Source organism: Arcobacter sp. F155 (assembly GCF_004116455.1).
Lineage (GTDB): Bacteria > Campylobacterota > Campylobacteria > Campylobacterales > Arcobacteraceae > Halarcobacter.
In genome coordinates this window covers 75,013-95,223 of the sequence record NZ_PDJU01000003.1, presented here as the reverse complement: position 1 = coordinate 95,223, position 20,211 = coordinate 75,013, and the positions used below count along the sequence as shown (strand labels likewise).

Below are 20,211 nucleotides of genomic sequence, written 5' to 3'. Positions count from 1 at the left end.
TTTGTAAATATGCAAGTTTTTTTTAAGCTTCTTTACCAAAGTTTGCACTAATTGCGTTATTTATTCTTGTTTTTGTTTCTTCAAAGCCTAAAATCGCCATGATATCATATACAGAAGGAGCTTGTGTTCCACCTGTAAGAGCAATTCTAATTGGTTGGAATAGTTGAGGGAATTTAAGCTCAAACTCTTCAATAAATGGCTTAGTAATTAGTTCATAATCACAAGCTAAATGTAGAGAATCTTTATTTTCTTCAAGTAGTTGAATATAACTTTCTAAGATTTTAATTGTATTCTCTTTTACAAATTTTTTACTTCCTTTAGCTTCATACTCTGTAGGAACATTTGTAATCTTTTCAATTGCTTCTTTTAAGTCAACTAATGTTTGTGCTCTATCTTTTGAAAGGTCAAGTAACATCTCTTTTTTATCATGTCCATCAATATGACAATCAAAGAACTCTAACTCTTTTGCTAATCTTTCATTAGAAACATTTTTAATGTAGTGAGCATTTAGCCATAATAGCTTTTCTTCATTATATGCAGATGCAGATTTATTGATATTTGAAGGATCAAAAAGTTCTAACATCTCATCCATTGAGAAAATTTCTTGGTCTTTGTTTGACCATCCAAGTCTAACTAAGAAGTTTAAAAGTGCTTCTGGAAGATAACCTTTTCTTTTGTAATCCATAACATCCATCGCACCATCTCTTTTAGATAGCTTTTTACCTTGAGGATTATTAATCATTGGTACGTGATAGAATTTAGGAACTTCAAAACCAAGTGCTTCATAGATAACAATTTGTTTTGGAGTATTTGTTAAGTGGTCATCACCTCTAATAACATCAGTCATTCCCATAAGTGCATCATCAATAGCAACAACAAAGTTATAAGTTGGAATACCATTAGATCTTGCAATTACAAAGTCATCAACTTCAGAAGAGTCAAAGTTCATAATTGATTTAACACCATCAATAAAAGTAATTATTCCATCACTTGGAGCTTTAATTCTAACAACTGGTTCAACACCTTCAGGAATCTCTGGAAGAGTTTTACCATCTTCTGGTCTCCATGTTCCATCATATCTAGGAGTTTGTTTATTTGCCATTTGCTCTTCTCTTAAAGCATCTAGCTCTTCTCTTGACATGTAGCATTTATATGCTTTACCTTCATCAAGAAGTTGTTGAATATATTTTTGGTAGATATCAAGTCTTTTTGATTGATATTCTACTTCTCCATCATAAGATAAACCAACCCAATCAAAAGCTTCAATAATAGCTTTCATTGCGTCATCATTATTTCTTTGAGTGTCAGTGTCTTCAATTCTTAGTTTGAATTCCCCATTTGTTTTTCTAGCCCATAGGTAACTATAAAGTGCAGTTCTTAAACCACCAATATGTAAATATCCTGTTGGACTTGGAGCAAATCTAGTAATTGCCATCTTTGTAATCCTTATTTGTCTTTATTTTTGTAAGATTTAAAAAATCCAATTGCAGAAATTATTGCAACACCTGCGATAAAAATCAGCATTGCTAAATCAAGAGGTTCCATTTGTTTCCTTTTCTTTAAGTTGTCCACATGCTGCTGAGATATCTAATCCTTTAGATTCTCTAATAGTACATAGTAAACCTCTACTAGTTAGATATTCTTGGAATTTTACCATATCATCCCTTTGTGGTCTTTGATATGTAGTTCCTGGATATGGATTAAAATAGATTAGATTTACTTTTGCTTTTATTCCATCAAGAAGTTTTAGAAGTTTTTGTGCAGAAGCAATATCATCATTTTTATCTTTTATTACTAGATATTCAAACATAACTTTTTTTCTAGCATCAACTGGGAACTTTCTAACAGCATCAATAATTGATTTAATATTGTATGCTTTATTCATTGGAATAAGTTCACTTCTTAACTCATCATCAACAGCATGAAGTGAGATAGCAAGTTGAATACCTAAATCTTCATTTCCTAGTTTTTCTATTTTAGAAGATAATCCAGAAGTTGATACAGTTTGTCTTCTTCTTGATATTGCAAGTCCATCAAGCTCAGAGAATACCTTTACAGAGTGAACAAAGTTCTTATAGTTATCAAGTGGTTCACCCATTCCCATAAACACAATATTAAGTGTTTTGTTCTCTGCTATTTCATTATCTCTTTTTATTTGAACAATTTGATTTACTATTTCACCAACTGAAAGGTTTCTAACAAATCCACCTTTTGCTGTTAGACAGAAAGTACATCCAACTTTACATCCAACTTGAGTAGAAATACAAACAGTATATTTTTCTCCTCTTTCAATTGAACCATCTTCATTTATCTTTTTTTCTTTCATAAGTAATAAAACAGATTCAACTGTGTGTCCATCTTTTAATTGGAAAAGATATTTAATACTTCCATCAAGACTTTTTTCTTTCTTAACTATTTTTAGAATATCTATCTCATAGTTTTCTTTTAATTGTTCTTTTAAATCGTTTGGGATATTTTTCATGTCATCATAAGATGTTACATATTTTTTATATATCCAGTTATAAACTTGCTTTGCTCTGAAGCTTGGTTTTAACTTTTCTTTTAATTCATCTAATGTGAAATCATAGATTGTACTCATAGCTTTCCTTTTAAGCTTTAAACTAATTTTGAAGTGTACAAAATCTTTTATTTGTAACAGTTAAAGTAAATAGGTTAGTTTATATTATTGTTGTAGTTTTATCGTGTAGAGATTAAAATATTTTTTAGCTTCTTAGCTGTTTTACAGACTTCGAGGTTTCAACAGTTGACATTTTTTAACATTGTTTCACGTGAAACACCGTAAAAAAAATGTAAATAGTTTTACATTTTTCGGTGTTGAAAGTGTAGTGGAGTGCAAGCTTGAACCCACGTAACTAGAGAAACATTTGAAAAGTATTACTTAATGATTTGTTTTTCTAGTAAATATGAAGTTAGTTTTTCCATTGCTTCTTTGTGATTTTTTAAGAACTCTTCGTGAGCATTTTCATTTGTATAGTTTGTAATAATAAAGATTCCAGCAACTGGAATTTCAAACTCCTTTGCTACTTGTAAAATAGAGTAGTACTCCATATTTTCTGCACCAATTCCATACTCATTAAAGTTTTTTGATAGTTCAAAGTTTTTTGAAATATAGTTAGAAGAGTTTATGATAGTATCATTTCTTACCATCTTATTTTCAGACTCTAAAACATTATCTAATGGAGTATAAGAGTTGTCTTCTAAAAATGATAGTTCAATATTAGCAGCTCTTTTTGATTCTACAATATCAAATATCTCATGGTTTCCATAGCTTCCTGCACTTCCAATAAAAAGTAAAAACTCTGGTTTGTCAAAAAGACATTGTCGTGTAAGATTAATCGCGCTTTCGATTAATCCTACACCCATCTCTTTTGCAAAATTGAATGTTTCATTTCTTCCTGCACAAATAATCATTACTTACACTCCAAAACAAATGATGGGTTAATTGAAATATCTTCTTTGTTAGATTCTGGTACTGCAATCTTTGCATCTGACATTTCAGCATTTGAGTAAACCATTTTTGCCATAGGTCTATAGTTTGAACTATTTATTGAGATATTTTTTACTTTGCACTCTAAGTTTAAATCTTTTGATAAGTTTTTAGCATATCTAGTTCCCCAGTTAATTGCTTCAAGTCTTAAGATATCATTTGCAACATTATAAGTTGAATCTTTAACTGTCCATCTAAGATTACTAATAACTATATTTGTACTTCTTTTTTCTTTCAGTTCAATCATTTCACTAACAAACTCATTTATATAACTTGCATGATTTGAACTTACTTTATATCTTAATTCACCTCTGTATCCAGTAATCTTTGGAGCATTCTTTGAAGTCCTATATTGTGGTCTTACAGTTAGTGTACCACTATCTTTTTCAATTTTATTATACTTCTTTATCTTTTTATTAAATTTTTTAAGAGTTTTATTTATCTCTTTTTCACTATCTCCTTCAACTACAACTGAAAAGTATGTTGTTAAAGTGTCCTCAGCTAAACTTTTCGAAAACTTTTTATTAAAATTTATTTCAAAAGAAAACAAGAAAACTGGTAAAATAAGTAGTGTTAAAAATTTCATTTTAAATCCTTACGGGAATGTTATTCTCTCTTAAATAGTGTTTTAGTTCCATGATGTCAATCTCTTTAAAGTGAAAAATTGATGCTGCTAAAGCTGCACTTGCACCACATTCAAAAGCTTCTTTCATGTGTTCCATTGTTCCAGCACCACCACTAGCAATAACTGGAATATCAACTATTTTAGAGATTTGTGATGTTATATCTAGTTCAAATCCTGTTTTAGCTCCATCAGTGTCCATAGATGTTAATAGGATTTCACCTGCACCTCTATTATAAACCTCTTTTGCCCATTGTATTGCATCAAGTCCTGTGTCTTCTCTTCCACCTTTTACAAAAACATGGTATGAGCCATCTTCAACTTTTTTTACATCAATTGCAACAACAATGCATTGGCTACCAAACCTTTTTGCACCTTCATCAATAAAATCTGGATTTACAACTGCTGAAGAGTTAACTGAAACTTTATCACAACCTACATTTAGTAGTTTATAAATATCATCAAGTTTTCTAATCCCTCCACCAACTGTTAGTGGAATAAATACTTCTTTAGCTACATCTTTTACGATGTCAACGATAGTATCTCTATTTTCATGACTTGCAGTAATATCTAAAAAAGTGATTTCATCTGCACCTTCATTGTTGTATCTTTTTGCAACTTCTACTGGGTCTCCTGCATCTCTAAGACCTACGAAGTTTACCCCTTTAACTACTCTTCCATCTTTTACATCTAAGCAAGGTATGATTCTTTTTGCGAAATAACTCAAAACTTAATCCTTATTGAAATTAAGCAAAAATCTTATCTAATTGTAAGTTAAATACAGATATACTCTTTAGTTCTTAGTAGGAGAAGGTTATAGTTAAAGCAAAGAAAAAATTCGGACAAAACTTTTTAAAAGATAGTACTGTATTAGATAGGATCATCCAATCGATGCCCAAAAATGATAATAAGATTGTTGAAATTGGGCCTGGCTTAGGTGATTTGACAGAAAAATTAGTCAAGTACAAAGATACGTTAGCGTATGAAGTAGATACCGATTTAATTGGTATTTTAAAGACTAAGTTTGCAATTGACATCCACGAGAAGCGTTTTGAACTGATCCACACTGACGTTCTAAAGGTTTGGAATGAAAAAAGTACACTTTACGAAGGAAGCTATGATTTAATAGCTAACTTACCGTACTATATTGCAACGAATATTATTTTAAGGGCAATTGAAGACGATAATTGCGAGAACATTATTGTAATGATACAAAAAGAAGTAGCTCTGAAGTTTGCAGCATCAGAAGGTGAAAAAGAGTTTTCAGGGCTAGGAGTTATTACAAAATTGGCTTCAAAAGAGGCAAGGATACTATTTGATGTACCTCCTGAATCTTTTGATCCAGCTCCAAAAGTTATGTCTTCAATTTTATTTATCAAGAAAGATTTAGGTGTAAAACTAGATAAAAGTTTTTTAAAGTTCTTAAAGGTTTGCTTCTCGCAACCTCGAAAGAAACTTATTAAAAATCTTTCTTCAGTTTATGATAAAAAACTTTTATCTGATGTTTACAGTGACCTTGAATTAATAGAAACTTTAAGACCTCATGAGCTTAGCGCATCTTTGTATAGCCAAATGTATATAAAGGTGAAGAATGGAAAAGAACGAAGTTAAAGTACAAGTACAAGAACAAAACGAAAACAAGCCTAAACAGCAAGAACAAGAAAAAAAACAAACTACAAATAAACCAAATAATCAAAATCAAAAAACTGACAAAAAAGTTTATAATAACAAGAAAAAAAGACCAAATAACAGTAGAGCTAAAACAAATGCTGGGAAGTCTACAAAAACTTGGAATGCTGATTTAAGAAAAGCTTATATTGTAAATGAGAAATCTCATAAAAACAGATTAAACCCACACAATAAACTAAATCTATCTACAAATGCGAAGATTAGAATTACTCCACTTGGTGGATTAGGTGAAATTGGTGGAAATATGATGGTAATTGAAACTGAAAAAAGTGCAATTATTGTTGATGTTGGGATGAGTTTCCCAGATGAAGATATGCACGGAGTTGATATCTTAATCCCTGATTTCACTTATATTAGAGAAATCAAAGATAAGATTGAAGCAGTTGTTATTACTCATGGACATGAAGACCACATTGGTGCTATGCCATATTTATATAAAGAGATGCAGTTTCCTATTTATGGAACATCATTACCATTAGAGATGATTGGTTCTAAGTTTGATGAACACAAAATGAAAGAGTATAGAAAACTATTTAATCCAGTTGAAAAAAGAATTCCAATTAAAATTGGTGACTTTGAAGTTGAGTGGATTCATATTACACACTCAATTATTGATTCATCTTCTTTAGCAATTACAACTGAAGCTGGAACAATTATTCATACAGGTGACTTTAAAATTGACCACACACCAATTGATGGTTTCCCAACAGATTTACATAGATTTGCACATTATGGTGAGAAGGGTGTTTTATTATTAATGTCTGACTCGACAAACTCTCACTCTCCTGGATTTACTAAAACAGAGAAGACTGTAGGACCAACTTTTGATAGACTGTTCTCTACTTCAAAAGGTAGAGTTATTATGTCTACTTTCTCTTCAAATATCCATAGAGTTGCACAAGCAATTGAACATGGTATTAAGTATGGAAGAAAAATCTGTGTTATTGGAAGATCAATGGAGAAAAACCTTGATATTGCAATGAGCTTAGGATATATCAAGTTCCCTAGAGATCAATTTATTGATGCACATGAAGTAAATAAATATGCAGATAAAGAAGTTCTTATTGTAACTACTGGAAGCCAAGGTGAGTCAATGTCAGCTCTTTATAGAATGTCAATTCATGAGCACAGACATATTAAAATTAAGCCAGGTGATCAAATCATTTTATCAGCTAAAGCTATTCCAGGGAATGAAGCTTCTGTGTCTGCTATTATTAATCATTTATTAAAAGCTGGTGCTCAAGTTGCATATCAAGACTTTAGTGAAATTCACGTATCAGGACATGCTGCACAAGAAGAACAAAAGTTAATGATTAGACTTGCTAAGCCTAAATTCTTTATGCCTATTCATGGTGAATATAACCATGCATTAAAACATGCAAAGACAGGTATTGATTGTGGTGTATTAGAAAGAAATACGCATATTATGAGTGATGGTGAGCAAGTTGAAGTTACACCTAAATATCTTAAAAAAGTAAGATCAGTTAAGACTGGAAAAGTTTATATTGATAATCAAATGAATCACAAAATTGCTGATGATATTGTACTTGATAGACAAACTATGGCAAACGAAGGTGTTGTTATGATTGTTGCTCAAGTAAATGCAAACGATAGAAAAATGGAGAATAGACCTAAGGTAACTTCATTTGGTCTTGTTCCAAATAAACAAGATAGAAACTTTGCTAGAGAGATTGAAGATATCTTAGAAACTTTCTTACAAAATGCAAGAGAAGGTGTATTTAAAAACAATAGATACTTAGAAGATGAACTAAGAAAAGTTGTTAGAAAACACTGTTTCAGAAAATATAAAAAATACCCAATGATTGTACCAACACTATTTGTACAATAAGGAAATAAAAATGGATTTCAATAAAATTGCAAGTGATGTATTAGAGATTGAAGCTAATGAACTATTATTAGCTGCTAAAAATATCAAAGATTTTGATATAGAAAAAGCAGTTGATTTAGTAGTTTCTTGCAAGGGAAAACTTATTATTACAGGAGTAGGGAAGTCTGGTTTAGTTGGAGCTAAAATAGCCGCAACATTAGCTAGTACTGGAACATCATCTTTCTTTTTACATCCAACAGAAGCTATGCATGGTGACTTAGGAATGATTGGAAAAGATGATATCGTTTTAGCAATATCTTATAGCGGTGAAAGTGAAGAATTAATTCAACTTCTTCCTCACCTTAAAAGATTTGATATACCATTAATTGCAATGGCTAAAACAAAAGAGTCTACTCTTGGTAAATATTCTGACTTCTTTATGAATATATCTGTATCAAAAGAGGCTTGTCCTTTAGATACAGCTCCTACTTCTTCTACTACATTAACAATGGCTATGGGTGATGCTTTAGCTGTTTGTTTAATGAAAAAAAGAGATTTCAAGAAAGAAGATTTTGCATCATTTCATCCAGGTGGAAGCTTAGGGAAGAAGTTATTTATTAAAGTAGATGACTTACTTAGAAGAGATAATTTACCTGTTGTTTCACGTGAAACAAAGTTAAAAGATGCAATCGTAACTATGAGTGAAGGAAGACTAGGAAGTGTACTTATTGTTGATGAAAACAATAGATTAAGTTCAGTTCTTAGTGATGGGGATTTAAGAAGAGCATTAATGTCTGATGGTTTCTCATTAGATTGTGAAATTGAAACAATATCTACTAAAAATCCTAAAACAGTAAAAGATAAAAACATCTTAGCAAGTGATGCACTAAGAATCATAGAAGAGTATAAGATTCAAGTGTTAATCGTTACAGATGAAGAGGGTAAAATAGAAGGTATTTTACATATTCATGACCTAATTGAAGCAGGAATCAAATAATGAAAAATCAAGAAGAAACAGTAGAATTAACAAGACTTAATAAGTTTATTTCACATAATAGTAATTACTCAAGAAGAGAAGCAGATAAAGTAATAGAAGAAGGAAGAGTTACTATAAATGGAAATCCAGTAACAAACCTTGCTACTAAAGTATCACCAAATGATGATGTAAGAATTGGAAAAAAATTAATTAAAGAAGACAAAAATAGAATGTATACAGTAATAATGTATAATAAACCAAAAGGGGAGTTAGTAACTAAAAATGACCCTCAAGGTAGAAAGACTGTTTTTGATTCTTTAGATAAAAAGTATAAGCACTTTATGCCAATTGGAAGACTAGATTATGCTAGTGAAGGTTTAATTCTTTTAACTGATTCTGTAGATGTAGCAAATAAATTAATGCACTCTAAATTAGAGAGAATCTATAAAATAAAAGTAGATGGTGAAATTCATCCAAAAGTAGAAGAGGCTATGTTACATGGTTTAGAGCTTGAAGATGCAAGTAATGGAGCACATGAAAAGTCAAAGATTAAATCTATGAACTTTGAGCCTTTTGTTGCATACAAGATTTTAACAAACAACAAAAATTTCTCAAAACTAAAAGTTGCAATTGCTGAAGGTAAGAATAGAGAACTTAGAAGATTCTTTGGACACTTTGGTTTAAATGTAATGGACTTAAAAAGATTTGAATTTGGTGGAATGACACTAAACAATCTTCCTACTGGAAAAAGTAGATATTTAACTAAGGATGAATATAAAGATCTAAGATCTTTTCTAAATACTCAAGATGACTGATTTATCAAACATATTACGTCCACAAGCTCTAAATGAGTTTATAGGACAAAAACATATAATCGGTAAAGATAAAACACTATATAAACTAATAGAAAAAAAAGAGATTCCTCATCTCTTTTTTTATGGTAAACCAGGAACTGGAAAAACTACTCTAGCAAAAATCATTGCAAGAAATATCAATACAGATTATTACTACTTTAATGCAACAACTATAAAAATAGAAGATTTAAGAAAGGTATTTGCAAAATACAAAAATGCTTTACTTAAGCCTATCGTTTTTATTGATGAAGTTCATAGGTTATCAAAAAACCAACAAGAAGTATTACTGCCAATAATGGAAAGCTATGAGGCAATTATTATTGGAGCTAGTACAGAAAACCCATTCTTTACTCTTACAAATGCAATTAGGTCTAGATCTTTTTTATATGAGTTTAGAGCCTTTACTAAAGAAGAGATGGAAGAGGTTTTAAAAAAAACATTTAACCATATATCATACACGATAGATAATGATGCTAGAGAGTACTTAATCCTATCAAGTAGTGGTGATGCTAGGGCAATGCTAAACTTGCTTAATTTCGCCGTTAAAATTGATTCTCACGTAACTATGAAAATACTAAAAGAGTTAAGAGAATATCCAATTGGCGATGGAGTTAGTTCAAAAGATAGCCATTATGATTTGGCAAGTGCTATGATTAAGTCAATAAGGGGTTCTGATGTAGATGCAGCACTTTATTATATGGCAAGACTTATAGATGGTGGAGAGAGCGTAGAATTTATCACAAGAAGATTGGTTATTCATGCAAGTGAAGATATAGGAAACGCTAATCCAAATGCTCTTACTATGGCTGTAAATACAATGGTTGCAACCTCAAAAATAGGATATCCAGAGAGTAGAATAATCCTTTCTCAATGTATTATCTATTTAACTTCATGTCCAAAATCAAATGCTTCATATATGGGTATCAATAAAGCACTTGGTGATGTACAAAATGGTAGAATATTAGAAATACCAAAACACCTAAAAGATAAACATATAGGATATAAATATCCCCATGATTATGGTGGTTGGGTAGAGCAACAATATTTAGTAGAACCAACTACATATTATGATTCATTAAATGTCGGATATGAAAAAACATTAAATGAATGGCTGAAAAAAATAAAGACTAAAGACTTTTAGCGAAGGAAAATAGATGGACTTTCTTTTAGATTACTATTTATGGATAGTAGTTTTTCATATTGTAGCAGTGATGTCATGGATGGCAATGCTATTTTATCAACCAAGACTTTATGTATATCATACAGAACACAAAGAAAAAAAAGAGTTTGTAGAAGTTGTTAAAATACAAGAATTAAAGATGTATAAATACATTGGAATGCCAGCTATGTGGGCAACTCTTGCAAGTGGATTTTTGATGGTAGCTATCAATCCTGATTTATTAAAAGGTGATGGATGGCTTCATGCAAAGATATTTTTTGTCTTACTCCTTGTTGCTTACTCTTTTTCTTTAGGACATTATAGAAAAGAGCTTGAAAAAGGAAACTATACAAAAGAAGGAAAGTTCTTTAGAGCTTATAATGAAGTTCCTACAGTATTAGCAGTTCTTATTGTTGGATATGTTGTTACAAAAACATTTTCACTAAGCTTTACAGTAATAACACTATTAATAGGAAGTTTTATAATATATAAAGTATTAAATCACAAATCAAAAGAAAAGAAGAATTAATGAGTTTTGAAAAAGTTTATGTTCTAGATACAAATATTTTACTTGAAGATGCAACAAACATCTTTAAATTAAGTGATGAAAAGAAGAATCTAATTGTCTTACCAGAAACAGTTCTTGATGAAATAGATAGTAAAAAAGGTGGTTTTGATGAAATAAACTTCCAAGCTAGAGAGTTTGCTAGAATACTAGAGAACTCTAAAATCATTGATACAAAAAAAGAAGAGAACTTCAAAATAGTAAGACTAGAGATACAAACTCAAAAAGAAGCAATCATCGATGTTATCTCATGTGAAGAGTATGCTATAAATACTAAAAATGTGGCTTTAAATATCATAAATGATAGAAAAATCCTTGAAGTGGGGCTTTTTGCGAAAAGACATTATGATGAAAATACAACTTTCCTTTCACTTGATATTATGGCAAGAACAAGAGCTGTATCTTTAGATATAAAGACTGATTCCCTTGTTGGTTCAAATCAAGAAGAGTTTAATTATGAGTTTATTAAAACTATTGAGATAAAGTTTGAAGATACAGAGCATTTAGATAACGCCTTAATTACAGACTTTGATAGTGAATATGCACCCCATAATTTTAACTACTGTTTTAAAGTAAAAGGTTCTGACCAAGTTATTCTTGCAACAGTTCAAAATAAAAGAGTAATTTTATTAGATGAAGGTGAAATGAGAAATCAAATAATTACTCCTTTAAATAAAGAGCAACTATTCTTTTCTTGTGGAATCCTTTCTCATTTTTATAATGTACTTATTGTTGAAGCAAAAGCTGGTTCTGGTAAAACTTTACTTGCATTAAGTGGAGCATTAAAGTTAATTAGACAAAAAAACTATCAAAGAGTGATTTATATTAGAAACTCTGTTGAATCCCTTGATAAGGGTGAGGATGTAGGATATCTTCCTGGCTATGAAGAGAAGTTTAGAATCTATAACCACCCATTAATGGATAGTTTAGACTATATTATTAGAACAGAACATAAAAGAAAACAGGCAAATAAAAAGAATGCTGAGAATATTCAAGAGTTAGATGACCAAGAAGTAACTCAAAGAATAGAACAAATGATTCAAAACTATGGAATAGAAACAATGTGGGTAGGAGAAATGAGAGGAAGAACTCTTTCTAATGCCTTTGTTATAATCGATGAAGCACAAAATATGTCAAATAAAACTATGCAAATGGTTTTATCAAGGGTTGATAACACTTGTAAAGTTGTGATTCTAGGAAGTAATAAGCAAATTGATAACTTCTACGTAAATAAACATACAAATGCATTAACTACTCTTTTAAAATCTACAAAAAATGAGAACTCACTTGTGAATATCTTTGCAATTAAGTTACAAAAAGTATTAAGAGGTCCAATCACTGAGTGGGCTGAACAAATATTTACTTCAAAAAATAGATAATTTATTTAAAATTAGATACCTTTATGTATTAAAATATGTAAAGGTATTCAAATGAAAATTGTATTTTTAGACACTAAAACCTTAGGAAATGATATTTCACTTGATAAGTTTGAAACTTTGGGTGAAGTAATAAAATATGAGACTACAGATCCACGTGAAACATTACAAAGAGTTCAAGATTGTGATGTAGTAGTTACAAATAAAGTAGTACTTTCAAAAGAAGTTATAGAAAAGTCAAACTTTAAACTTATTTGTATAACAGCAACTGGAACTAACAATGTAGACCTTGAAACAGCATCTAAAGCAAATGTAGAAGTTAAAAATGTAACTGATTATTCAACTTCAAGTGTTGCTCAATTAACAATAACATTGGTCTTAGAACTTATTCAAAAGATTTCATATTATAAAGAGTATGTTGATTCATTACAGTGGTCAAGAAGCAATCTTTTCACACATATTGACAAACCATTCTTTGAATTAAAAAACAAAAAATGGGGAATAATTGGACTTGGTAATATTGGAAAAGAAGTTGCAAAAATAGCAAGTGCTTTTGGAAGTGAAGTTAATTATTATTCTACTTCAGGTAAGAATTTAAATACAGATTATAATAATGTAAGTCTAGAAGAGTTACTTAAAACTTCTGATGTAATTTCAATTCACTCACCACTTAATGATGCAACATACAATTTGCTAAATAAAACAAATCTAGATATGCTAAAAGAAGATGCTATTTTAGTAAATGTAGGTCGTGGTGGAATTATAAATGAAAGTGATTTGTCTATAAAGTTAGATTCAGCTAAAAGTCTATATTGTGGGCTTGATGTTGTAGAAAAAGAGCCAATTGAAGAGACTAATCCTTTACTTAAAATCAAAAATAAAGACAGATTGATACTAACACCACATGTTGCATGGGCATCAGTAGAAGCAAGAACAACTTTAATGAATAAAGTATTTGACAATATAAAATCTTTTGTATTATAATACGTACTATAATATGTATAGGAGTACACATGAATCTTTTACAGTATAGGTCAGATGAGATGGTTTCATCTACAGAGTTGATTAGAAAAAGTAAAAATATCTTTAATAAGCTTCAAAAAAAAGAGATAGAGAAAGCAGTAATACTTAGAGATGGGAAACCTCAGTTTATGCTTTTAGATTTTGATACTTATGAAGAGTTAATGAGTGAATATCTATCTTTAAAACAACTTTTAGAAAATGGTGAAACTAAAGTTAAGAAAAAGAAAGCAAAAAAAGTTGAAGTAGAGGAAGAGTTTATTGAAATAACTGAAACTTATAAAGATGAAGAGATAAAAAAAGATGAACTTGAAGAAGCTTTAGCTCAAATAGAAAAACTAGGTTTAGAAGAAAAAAGTTCTAAAGCAGAAGAAAAGAAAGACGACCTAGATATTGAAATTGATATTAAAGAGATTAATAAAGAGAAACAACCTTTAAAAGATTTCTGGGAATAAAATGACAACAGATATACTTGTAATTGGTTCAGGAGGAGCTGGATTAACAGCTGCATTAGAAGCAAAAGTAAATAATACAAGAGTAACTGTAGTTTCTAAGTGTTATCCTACTAACTCACAAACTTGTCAAGCACAAGGTGGAATAAATGCTGTATTAGAAACTACTAAAAATGATTCAATAGAAAAGTTTATAGAAGATACTTTTACAGCTTCTAAAGGTATTGCAAGTAAAAGTAATATAAAAAAGATGTGCCAAGCATCAAAAGAGATAATTACTTGGCTAGATGACATAGCAGTACCATTTTCAAAAGATGAACGAAACAGTATAGCCCAAAGAAAATTTGGTGGAACAAAAGCTAAAAGAACCTGTTATAGCTCAGACTATACAGGTTTGAAAATCTTACATACACTTTATGACCAATGTATTAAAAATAAAATAGAGTTTCTAAATGAGTATTTTCTTTTAGATTTTATAAAAGAAGATGAGAGTATTTATGGGGCTGTATTTTTAGATATTAAAACATTGGATGTGATAAAGATTTATGCAAAGAACGTAATCTTAGCAAGTGGTGGTTATGCAGGAATCTATGAAAACAATACTACAAATTCAAGTTTTACTACCTCAGAAGCTTTAGTAAAAGCTTATAAAAATGAAGCAACTTTATCAAATCTAGAGTTTGTACAGTTTCACCCAACAGCTATAGAAGGAACAAATACTTTAATAAGTGAAAGTGCTAGAGCTGAAGGTGCTTATTTAGTTGATGAAGAAGGTAATCGATTTATTGATGAATTAAAATCAAGGGATGAAGTTTCAAGGGCTATAAGTGAAAAACTATTAAACAATGAAAAGGTCTTTTTAGATTTAAGACATCTTGATGAAAAACTAATAAATGAACTTCTTCCTCAGGAAAAACAACTTGCAAAAACATTTAAAGATATAGATATCTCAAAAGAGTTATTGCCTATAGTTAGTGCTGCTCATTATAGTATGGGTGGTATTTTATGTGATGAAAATGCAAAAACATCACTTAAAAACCTTTTTGTATGTGGAGAGTGTGCCCAAGGAAACGTACATGGAGCAAATAGGTTAGGTGGTAACTCTTTATTAGAAGTTATTTACTTAGCAAAAAAAGCTGGAAATAGTGCTTATCAAAACTTGCAAAGTGCAACTATAAAAGAAGATATCAAAACAGTAGATTTTGAAAAAAGTATAGAAGATATACTTTCAAATAAAAATATAATAAATGTCTCTAAAGAGAAAAAAGAGTTTGGAGAGAGACTTTTTAAAGCTCTTGGAGTATTTAAAGATGAAATTAGTATGAAAACTTTATTATCTTATTTAGAGGAGTTAGAGCAAAAATTAAAAGTCTCTACAATAGAAGATAAAAGTAGGGTATATAATAAAAGCTTTATTGAGTTCTTAGAGTTTAAAGAGTCTGTTTATATGGCAAAACTAATAGCTAAGTGTGCTTTAGAGAGAAAAGAGAGTAGAGGGGCACATTTTAGAACAGACTTTAAAGAAGAAAAAGAAGAGTTTGCAAAGATTAGTATTGTAAAGTATGAAAAAGAGCAAGATATTATTTCCTATGAAGACGCAGTATGAAAATAAAAGTAAGTAGATTTAATCAAGAGAAAACTCTTATTGAAGAGTTTGAAGTGAAAGAGAATAAAACACTTTTAGAAAATCTTGTTGAAATAAAACAAGATAAAGACTCTACTTTAACTTTTAAACATGGTTGTAGAAGTGGAGTTTGTGGCTGTTGTTCTGTAAGAGTAAATGGTCAAGAAAGATTAGCCTGTAAAACAAAATTAAAAGAGAATGATTTAGTTGAACCACTTAAAAACTACGAAGTCTTAAAGGATTTAGTAGTTGATACTTCAAAGGAAGAAGAGCTTTTAACTAAAACAAATAGCTTCTTACATAAAAAAGAAGATGTAAGCATTTCAATAAAAGATGAAAAGCAAATAGAGAGACAAAGTAACTGTATTTTATGTCAAAGTTGTTATAGCTCATGTCCTATTTATGAAGTAAATGAAAACTTCTTAGGACCATACGCTTTAACAAGAGCTTTAAGATACGTAGATGATAAAAAAGAGGGTGATAAACTAGCTATTTTAGCCTCTATTCAAGAAGATGGTATTTGGGATTGTACTTTATGTGGAAACTGTACTTTTGTATGCCCTCAGGCAATTGATCCAAAGATGGATATAACAAACCTTAGAATGAAATCAGCTCAAAGTGGTTTTGAAGATAAGAGTATGCAAAACTATAATAGTTTTAATAGTGGATTTGACCCAATGGGAGGTTTTAATCCCAATGGGTTTTAGTTTATAGATTATTTTTAATATATAAATAATCAGACATCTCAGTCCACTCTCTTACATCTTTCATATAAGCATCTTGGTGGTCTAAAATCTCTTTTAACTCAGGAGATTTTGCTCCTAGTTCTGCTCTTAGTTCAGCATTTGCTTTTTTCATCTCATCCATAATCTCTTTAGGGAATGTTTTTACTTGAATATTTGGATGTTCTGCTTTCATCTTTTTCCAAGCTTTTGCATTCATATCATAGTTTTGGATATACATATCATATGCCGCTGTTCTAATTGTAAGTACTAAAATTTCTTGTAAATCTTTTGGTAACTTATCAAAAGTCTTTTTATTGATTAAAAACTGCATTTCTGAAGCTGGTTCATGCCAACCTGTATAGTAGTATGAAGCAATTCTATGGAATCCCATTCCTATATCCATAGATGGACCAACCCATTCTAAAGCATCAATAGTATTTCTATCTAAAGCAGTATAAAGCTCTCCTGGAGCAATATTTGTAACTTGAACACCAAGTTTAGCCATAATCTCACCAGCAAAACCAGGAATTCTCATCCTAAGACCTTGTAAGTCTTCTAAAGATTTAATCTCTTCTTTAAACCATCCACCCATTTGAACTCCAGTACTTCCCCCTGGAAATGAAAGTAGTCCATGTTTTGAGTAAACTTTTTGCATAAGCTCTAAACCACCACCTTCATAAAACCATGCATACTGCTCAGGTGCAGTCATACCAAAAGGCATAGAAGTAAAAGGAAGTGCTGCAATATCTTTACCTTTCCAGTAATATGAAGCAGAGTGACCCATATCGTACTGACCACCTTTTACCATATCTAAAATACCAAGTGGTGACTTATGTTTATTAGAAGCATCAACTCTAATTTTTAATCTTCCATTTGACATAGTTTCAGCATATTTTGCCATATTACGTGCTGAATCAATTAATGGTGATAGTGTAGGTCCCCATGTTGTAGCCATAGTAAGAGTATAGCTTCTTACTTTTTGCTTCTCCTCTTTCTTTGTTCCTTGTTTCTTTGTATCATTACAACCTGTAAAAAGAACAGCTAATGAGACAAAAAGAAGTGTAAGTTTTTTCATCTTTTCCCTTTTTTCTTAGTAGCCATTTATAAGTTATACTAATATTGACTACTAATTTTAGTAGGGCTATTTTAACCAATACTCTCTTATTTCATAGCTATAAATATTATAAATCATATTATTAAACTACTTATCGTAACTTTTTGATTGTATTTAGTTGTTGGTTTATTTTTTTAAGATAAGCATGGGCTCTTCTATTTTCTGGATGGCAAGCAATTATCTTCTCAAAAGTTATCTTGGCCTCATCAAAGTTTTGTTTTATATAAAGATTAATTCCTTTTGCTTCAAGGGTTCCTGTCATATCGCACTTCGCAACTTTAGAAGCACTTATTATCTCTTTTGCTTCTTGGTTGTTTTGATTAATCTTTAAAACTTCTTTTGCAACTTTTGATGCTTTATTATAGTTTTTATTTGCTAAATATGATTTCGCTTCTTCTATTAACTCTTTTTGTTTAATATAGTGCAGATAATTATTGATTGTTTTATCTTCTTGGTAAATAGAGCTTAATAAATTGAACTCTTTTTTTGCTTGAGAATAGTTCTTTTTATTATAAAGAGAGATACTATTTTTAACTAGTCCTTTATAAGAGTTTTTTATTATACTTTTTGCTTTCATTGCTATAGGATTGAAGTCATCATATTTAACTAGTTTCTTTACACTATTATTTAAAGAGCGAGTGTGATAAACCGTCATTTTGTTTTTATTTAGTAGATTTTGAACTTTTTGTTCTTTTTTATTTATAAAGCTTTTTACCTTTGCATCTTCAAGAAGGGTCTCTTTTAATTTAATAGCTTCTTTTAAAGTAGGGTTATTACGCATTGTTATATTTATATAGTATAAGGATTTTATTTTATTTTTTTTAGCATTTGCATGAGCTTTTTTCAAAAAGTACTTAGCATTATATGAGGCTCTATTTTTTAAATTGTTTATATATTCTTTAGAGTAAACCTCTTTTGCTTCATAGAAATTAACTTTTTCATATGCAAGAATAGCCTTGTGGTAATATTTGTTTTTTAAGTGAATATCACCTTCTTTTTTATAACTCTCTATTTCATTAACAACACTATGATATATTTCAAACTTTTTTTCAGCAGAAAGAGAATTCACTGAAACAAGTGAACAAGCTGTAAATAAAAAAGGTATAAGAAGTGTGATTAAAAATGGCATTATTCTTTTCATGGCATATTTTCCTTGAAGACAATTGAGCTTACTTTAATAGCTTGAGAAAACCCTTTTACTTTTAAAGGCTCTATTGGATTAGTTTTATATTTATTATCTAGTTTTTCAATAAGAGTATTTTCTACTAAGATTTCATTTGCTTTTGCATGGGAACAAAGTCTAGCTGCAAGATTAACTGCTGAACCCATTGATGTAAAGTCCATACGTTCGTGTGCTCCTACATTTCCAACGATAGCTTCACCTTTGTTTATTCCAATTCCTACATTGCATATTGTATGCTTTTGTTCTTTTCTATATATATTTTGTTTAGAGATACTATTTTGAATCTCAATTGCAGCATTTATAGCATCTTCTAGACTATTATCTCCTGTAAAAGAAGCCATAACTTCATCTCCAATGAATTTGTCTATATCTCCATTGTTTTTCTTTATAATCTCAGCTTGTAAATTTAGATAGAAGTTAACTATCTCTACAACTTCGCTTGGAGTCTTTTCTTCACTCATTTGAGTAAAACCTCTAATATCAGAGAAAAGGAAAGTTTGCGTACGATACTCACCTCCTAATAGAAGCTCTTGTTTTGTATCCTCTTGAATCATGCTTATTGTAGAACCAGAAACAAACTTCTGCATATGATTACGTTCTCTTAATCCATTTATCATAGTATTAAACTGCTCAGATAAAACACCAATCTCATCTGCTGTATTAATATTTAGTTCAAGATTTAAGTCTCCTTTTGAGACTTTGTTTGCAGCAGCTGTTATTTCTAATATAGGACGAGTAAATTTCAATCCAAAGAAATATACAATCATTGTTGCAATAAAGATAAAAATAAGAGCAGTCAAGATAGAGATATTTATTACTTTATTTATAATTCCATAGATAGCCTCTTTATCATATTTTAGGACTACTGCTCCTAAAAGAATAGTTTGCTCTTTAAAAGTATAAAGAATAGGTCTTGTAAATTGATAGGCTTTTGTATTGTTGTTTATTAAAATATCTTTTTTTAGTATTGATTCAGAGTTTGCACTAGTTAACTGTTTATGTAACTCTTCATCACTTAAGTAGATAGCTTCTTTATTTTTTTTAAAACCAGTTAGATATGTAAATTTATTAGTGTTTTCAATCTTTTGTCGTTGATATATAGATATATCTAAAAAACCATCTATTTTAGATTGTTCAATCTTTTTAACAAGCTCACTTAGATTAAGTTTGTTCTCATATGTTCTTTCTAATAAGGCTTGTCTAGAAAAGTTAGCAATATGAGTAATCGAACTATTTACTACATCAAAAGACTTTTTCTCAATAGAGTCTGTCATAAGCTTAATAATAATAGAACTTAGAATAACTACAGTAGTAATAATAATAGCAATAGTAAACCCAATAAGCTTAAGTTTTATTCCACCATTTTTTAATAATATGTATAATCTATTTTTTAATTCAGTTATTTTATTTTTAATACTTAAAATCCCCACTAGCTACCTTGTATAGATAATCGGAATTATAGTGTATTTTGTTTATAGTTAGGTCAATATATAAAATTATTATTTATTTTGTTGCC

The 20,211-nt window shown here is 29.9% G+C and carries 19 protein-coding genes; 11 read left to right on the top strand and 8 right to left on the bottom strand.

The window, feature by feature from the left end; all coding sequences use genetic code 11:
• Positions 1-22 precede the first annotated feature (22 nt).
• From gltX to hisF, 5 genes are all read right to left on the bottom strand, one after another.
• Positions 23-1,435 carry a glutamate--tRNA ligase gene (gene gltX, locus CRV03_RS05025; RefSeq protein WP_129084056.1) on the bottom strand — a complete coding sequence of 471 codons (1,413 nt, stop codon included), beginning with the start codon at positions 1,433-1,435 and terminating at the stop codon, positions 23-25.
• A 96-nt stretch (positions 1,436-1,531) separates the two neighbouring features.
• Positions 1,532-2,599, bottom strand: coding sequence for a 23S rRNA (adenine(2503)-C(2))-methyltransferase RlmN (gene rlmN, locus CRV03_RS05020; RefSeq protein ID WP_129084055.1), 1,068 nt, complete (start codon positions 2,597-2,599; stop codon positions 1,532-1,534).
• A 296-nt stretch (positions 2,600-2,895) separates the two neighbouring features.
• Positions 2,896-3,432: a purine-nucleoside phosphorylase gene (locus CRV03_RS05015; RefSeq protein ID WP_129084054.1), complete on the bottom strand. Its 537-nt coding sequence runs from the start codon at positions 3,430-3,432 to the stop codon at positions 2,896-2,898.
• A complete protein-coding gene (locus tag CRV03_RS05010) occupies positions 3,432-4,094 on the bottom strand; it encodes an SIMPL domain-containing protein (RefSeq protein ID WP_129084053.1) in 663 nt (220 codons plus the stop codon). The genes CRV03_RS05015 and CRV03_RS05010 overlap by 1 nt, the downstream gene beginning before the upstream one ends.
• Before the next feature lies 1 nt (position 4,095).
• The gene (gene hisF, locus CRV03_RS05005) at positions 4,096-4,857 is read right to left on the bottom strand and encodes an imidazole glycerol phosphate synthase subunit HisF (protein WP_129084052.1); all 762 of its coding nucleotides are present in this window, start codon (positions 4,855-4,857) and stop codon (positions 4,096-4,098) included.
• A gap of 89 nt (positions 4,858-4,946) precedes the next feature.
• Here hisF and rsmA point away from each other — a divergent pair, with 89 nt between their 5' ends.
• From rsmA to CRV03_RS04950, 11 genes are read left to right on the top strand one after another with little or no spacing between them, the layout of a single operon-like run.
• On the top strand, positions 4,947-5,741 hold the full coding sequence (rsmA, locus tag CRV03_RS05000) for a 16S rRNA (adenine(1518)-N(6)/adenine(1519)-N(6))-dimethyltransferase RsmA (protein ID WP_129084051.1): 795 nt from the start codon (positions 4,947-4,949) through the stop codon (positions 5,739-5,741).
• Entirely contained in the window at positions 5,722-7,668 is a 1,947-nt protein-coding gene (locus CRV03_RS04995) for a ribonuclease J (protein ID WP_129084050.1), read from the top strand. The genes rsmA and CRV03_RS04995 overlap by 20 nt, the downstream gene beginning before the upstream one ends.
• Before the next feature lie 10 nt (positions 7,669-7,678).
• Positions 7,679-8,644 (top strand): SIS domain-containing protein, encoded by a 966-nt coding sequence (locus tag CRV03_RS04990; protein ID WP_129084049.1) that lies wholly within the window; start codon positions 7,679-7,681, stop codon positions 8,642-8,644.
• Complete coding sequence (locus CRV03_RS04985; RefSeq protein ID WP_129084048.1) at positions 8,644-9,438, top strand: pseudouridine synthase; 795 nt, start codon at positions 8,644-8,646, stop codon at positions 9,436-9,438. Before CRV03_RS04990 ends, CRV03_RS04985 begins: the two co-directional genes overlap by 1 nt.
• Positions 9,431-10,618 carry a replication-associated recombination protein A gene (locus tag CRV03_RS04980; RefSeq protein ID WP_129084047.1) on the top strand — a complete coding sequence of 396 codons (1,188 nt, stop codon included), beginning with the start codon at positions 9,431-9,433 and terminating at the stop codon, positions 10,616-10,618. The genes CRV03_RS04985 and CRV03_RS04980 overlap by 8 nt, the downstream gene beginning before the upstream one ends.
• 13 nt (positions 10,619-10,631) lie before the next feature.
• On the top strand, positions 10,632-11,165 hold the full coding sequence (hemJ, locus tag CRV03_RS04975; protein ID WP_129084046.1) for a protoporphyrinogen oxidase HemJ: 534 nt from the start codon (positions 10,632-10,634) through the stop codon (positions 11,163-11,165).
• Positions 11,165-12,580, top strand: coding sequence for a PhoH family protein (locus tag CRV03_RS04970; RefSeq protein WP_129084045.1), 1,416 nt, complete (start codon positions 11,165-11,167; stop codon positions 12,578-12,580). The genes hemJ and CRV03_RS04970 overlap by 1 nt, the downstream gene beginning before the upstream one ends.
• 51 nt (positions 12,581-12,631) lie before the next feature.
• A complete protein-coding gene (locus CRV03_RS04965; RefSeq protein ID WP_129084044.1) occupies positions 12,632-13,561 on the top strand; it encodes a D-2-hydroxyacid dehydrogenase in 930 nt (309 codons plus the stop codon).
• A gap of 29 nt (positions 13,562-13,590) precedes the next feature.
• A complete protein-coding gene (locus CRV03_RS04960) occupies positions 13,591-14,052 on the top strand; it encodes a hypothetical protein (protein WP_129084043.1) in 462 nt (153 codons plus the stop codon).
• A 1-nt stretch (position 14,053) separates the two neighbouring features.
• Positions 14,054-15,655: an FAD-binding protein gene (locus CRV03_RS04955; RefSeq protein WP_129084042.1), complete on the top strand. Its 1,602-nt coding sequence runs from the start codon at positions 14,054-14,056 to the stop codon at positions 15,653-15,655.
• A complete protein-coding gene (locus tag CRV03_RS04950) occupies positions 15,652-16,380 on the top strand; it encodes a succinate dehydrogenase/fumarate reductase iron-sulfur subunit (RefSeq protein ID WP_129084041.1) in 729 nt (242 codons plus the stop codon). The genes CRV03_RS04955 and CRV03_RS04950 overlap by 4 nt, the downstream gene beginning before the upstream one ends.
• 1 nt (position 16,381) lies before the next feature.
• On the opposite strand, the gene CRV03_RS04945 is transcribed toward CRV03_RS04950, so the two are convergent.
• The 3 genes from CRV03_RS04945 to CRV03_RS04935 form a co-directional block, all read right to left on the bottom strand.
• Positions 16,382-17,473 (bottom strand): TRAP transporter substrate-binding protein, encoded by a 1,092-nt coding sequence (locus CRV03_RS04945; RefSeq protein ID WP_129084040.1) that lies wholly within the window; start codon positions 17,471-17,473, stop codon positions 16,382-16,384.
• A gap of 130 nt (positions 17,474-17,603) precedes the next feature.
• Positions 17,604-18,653: a M48 family metallopeptidase gene (locus CRV03_RS04940; protein WP_129084039.1), complete on the bottom strand. Its 1,050-nt coding sequence runs from the start codon at positions 18,651-18,653 to the stop codon at positions 17,604-17,606.
• A complete protein-coding gene (locus CRV03_RS04935) occupies positions 18,650-20,125 on the bottom strand; it encodes an adenylate/guanylate cyclase domain-containing protein (protein WP_129084038.1) in 1,476 nt (491 codons plus the stop codon). Before CRV03_RS04935 ends, CRV03_RS04940 begins: the two co-directional genes overlap by 4 nt.
• Positions 20,126-20,211 lie beyond the last annotated feature (86 nt).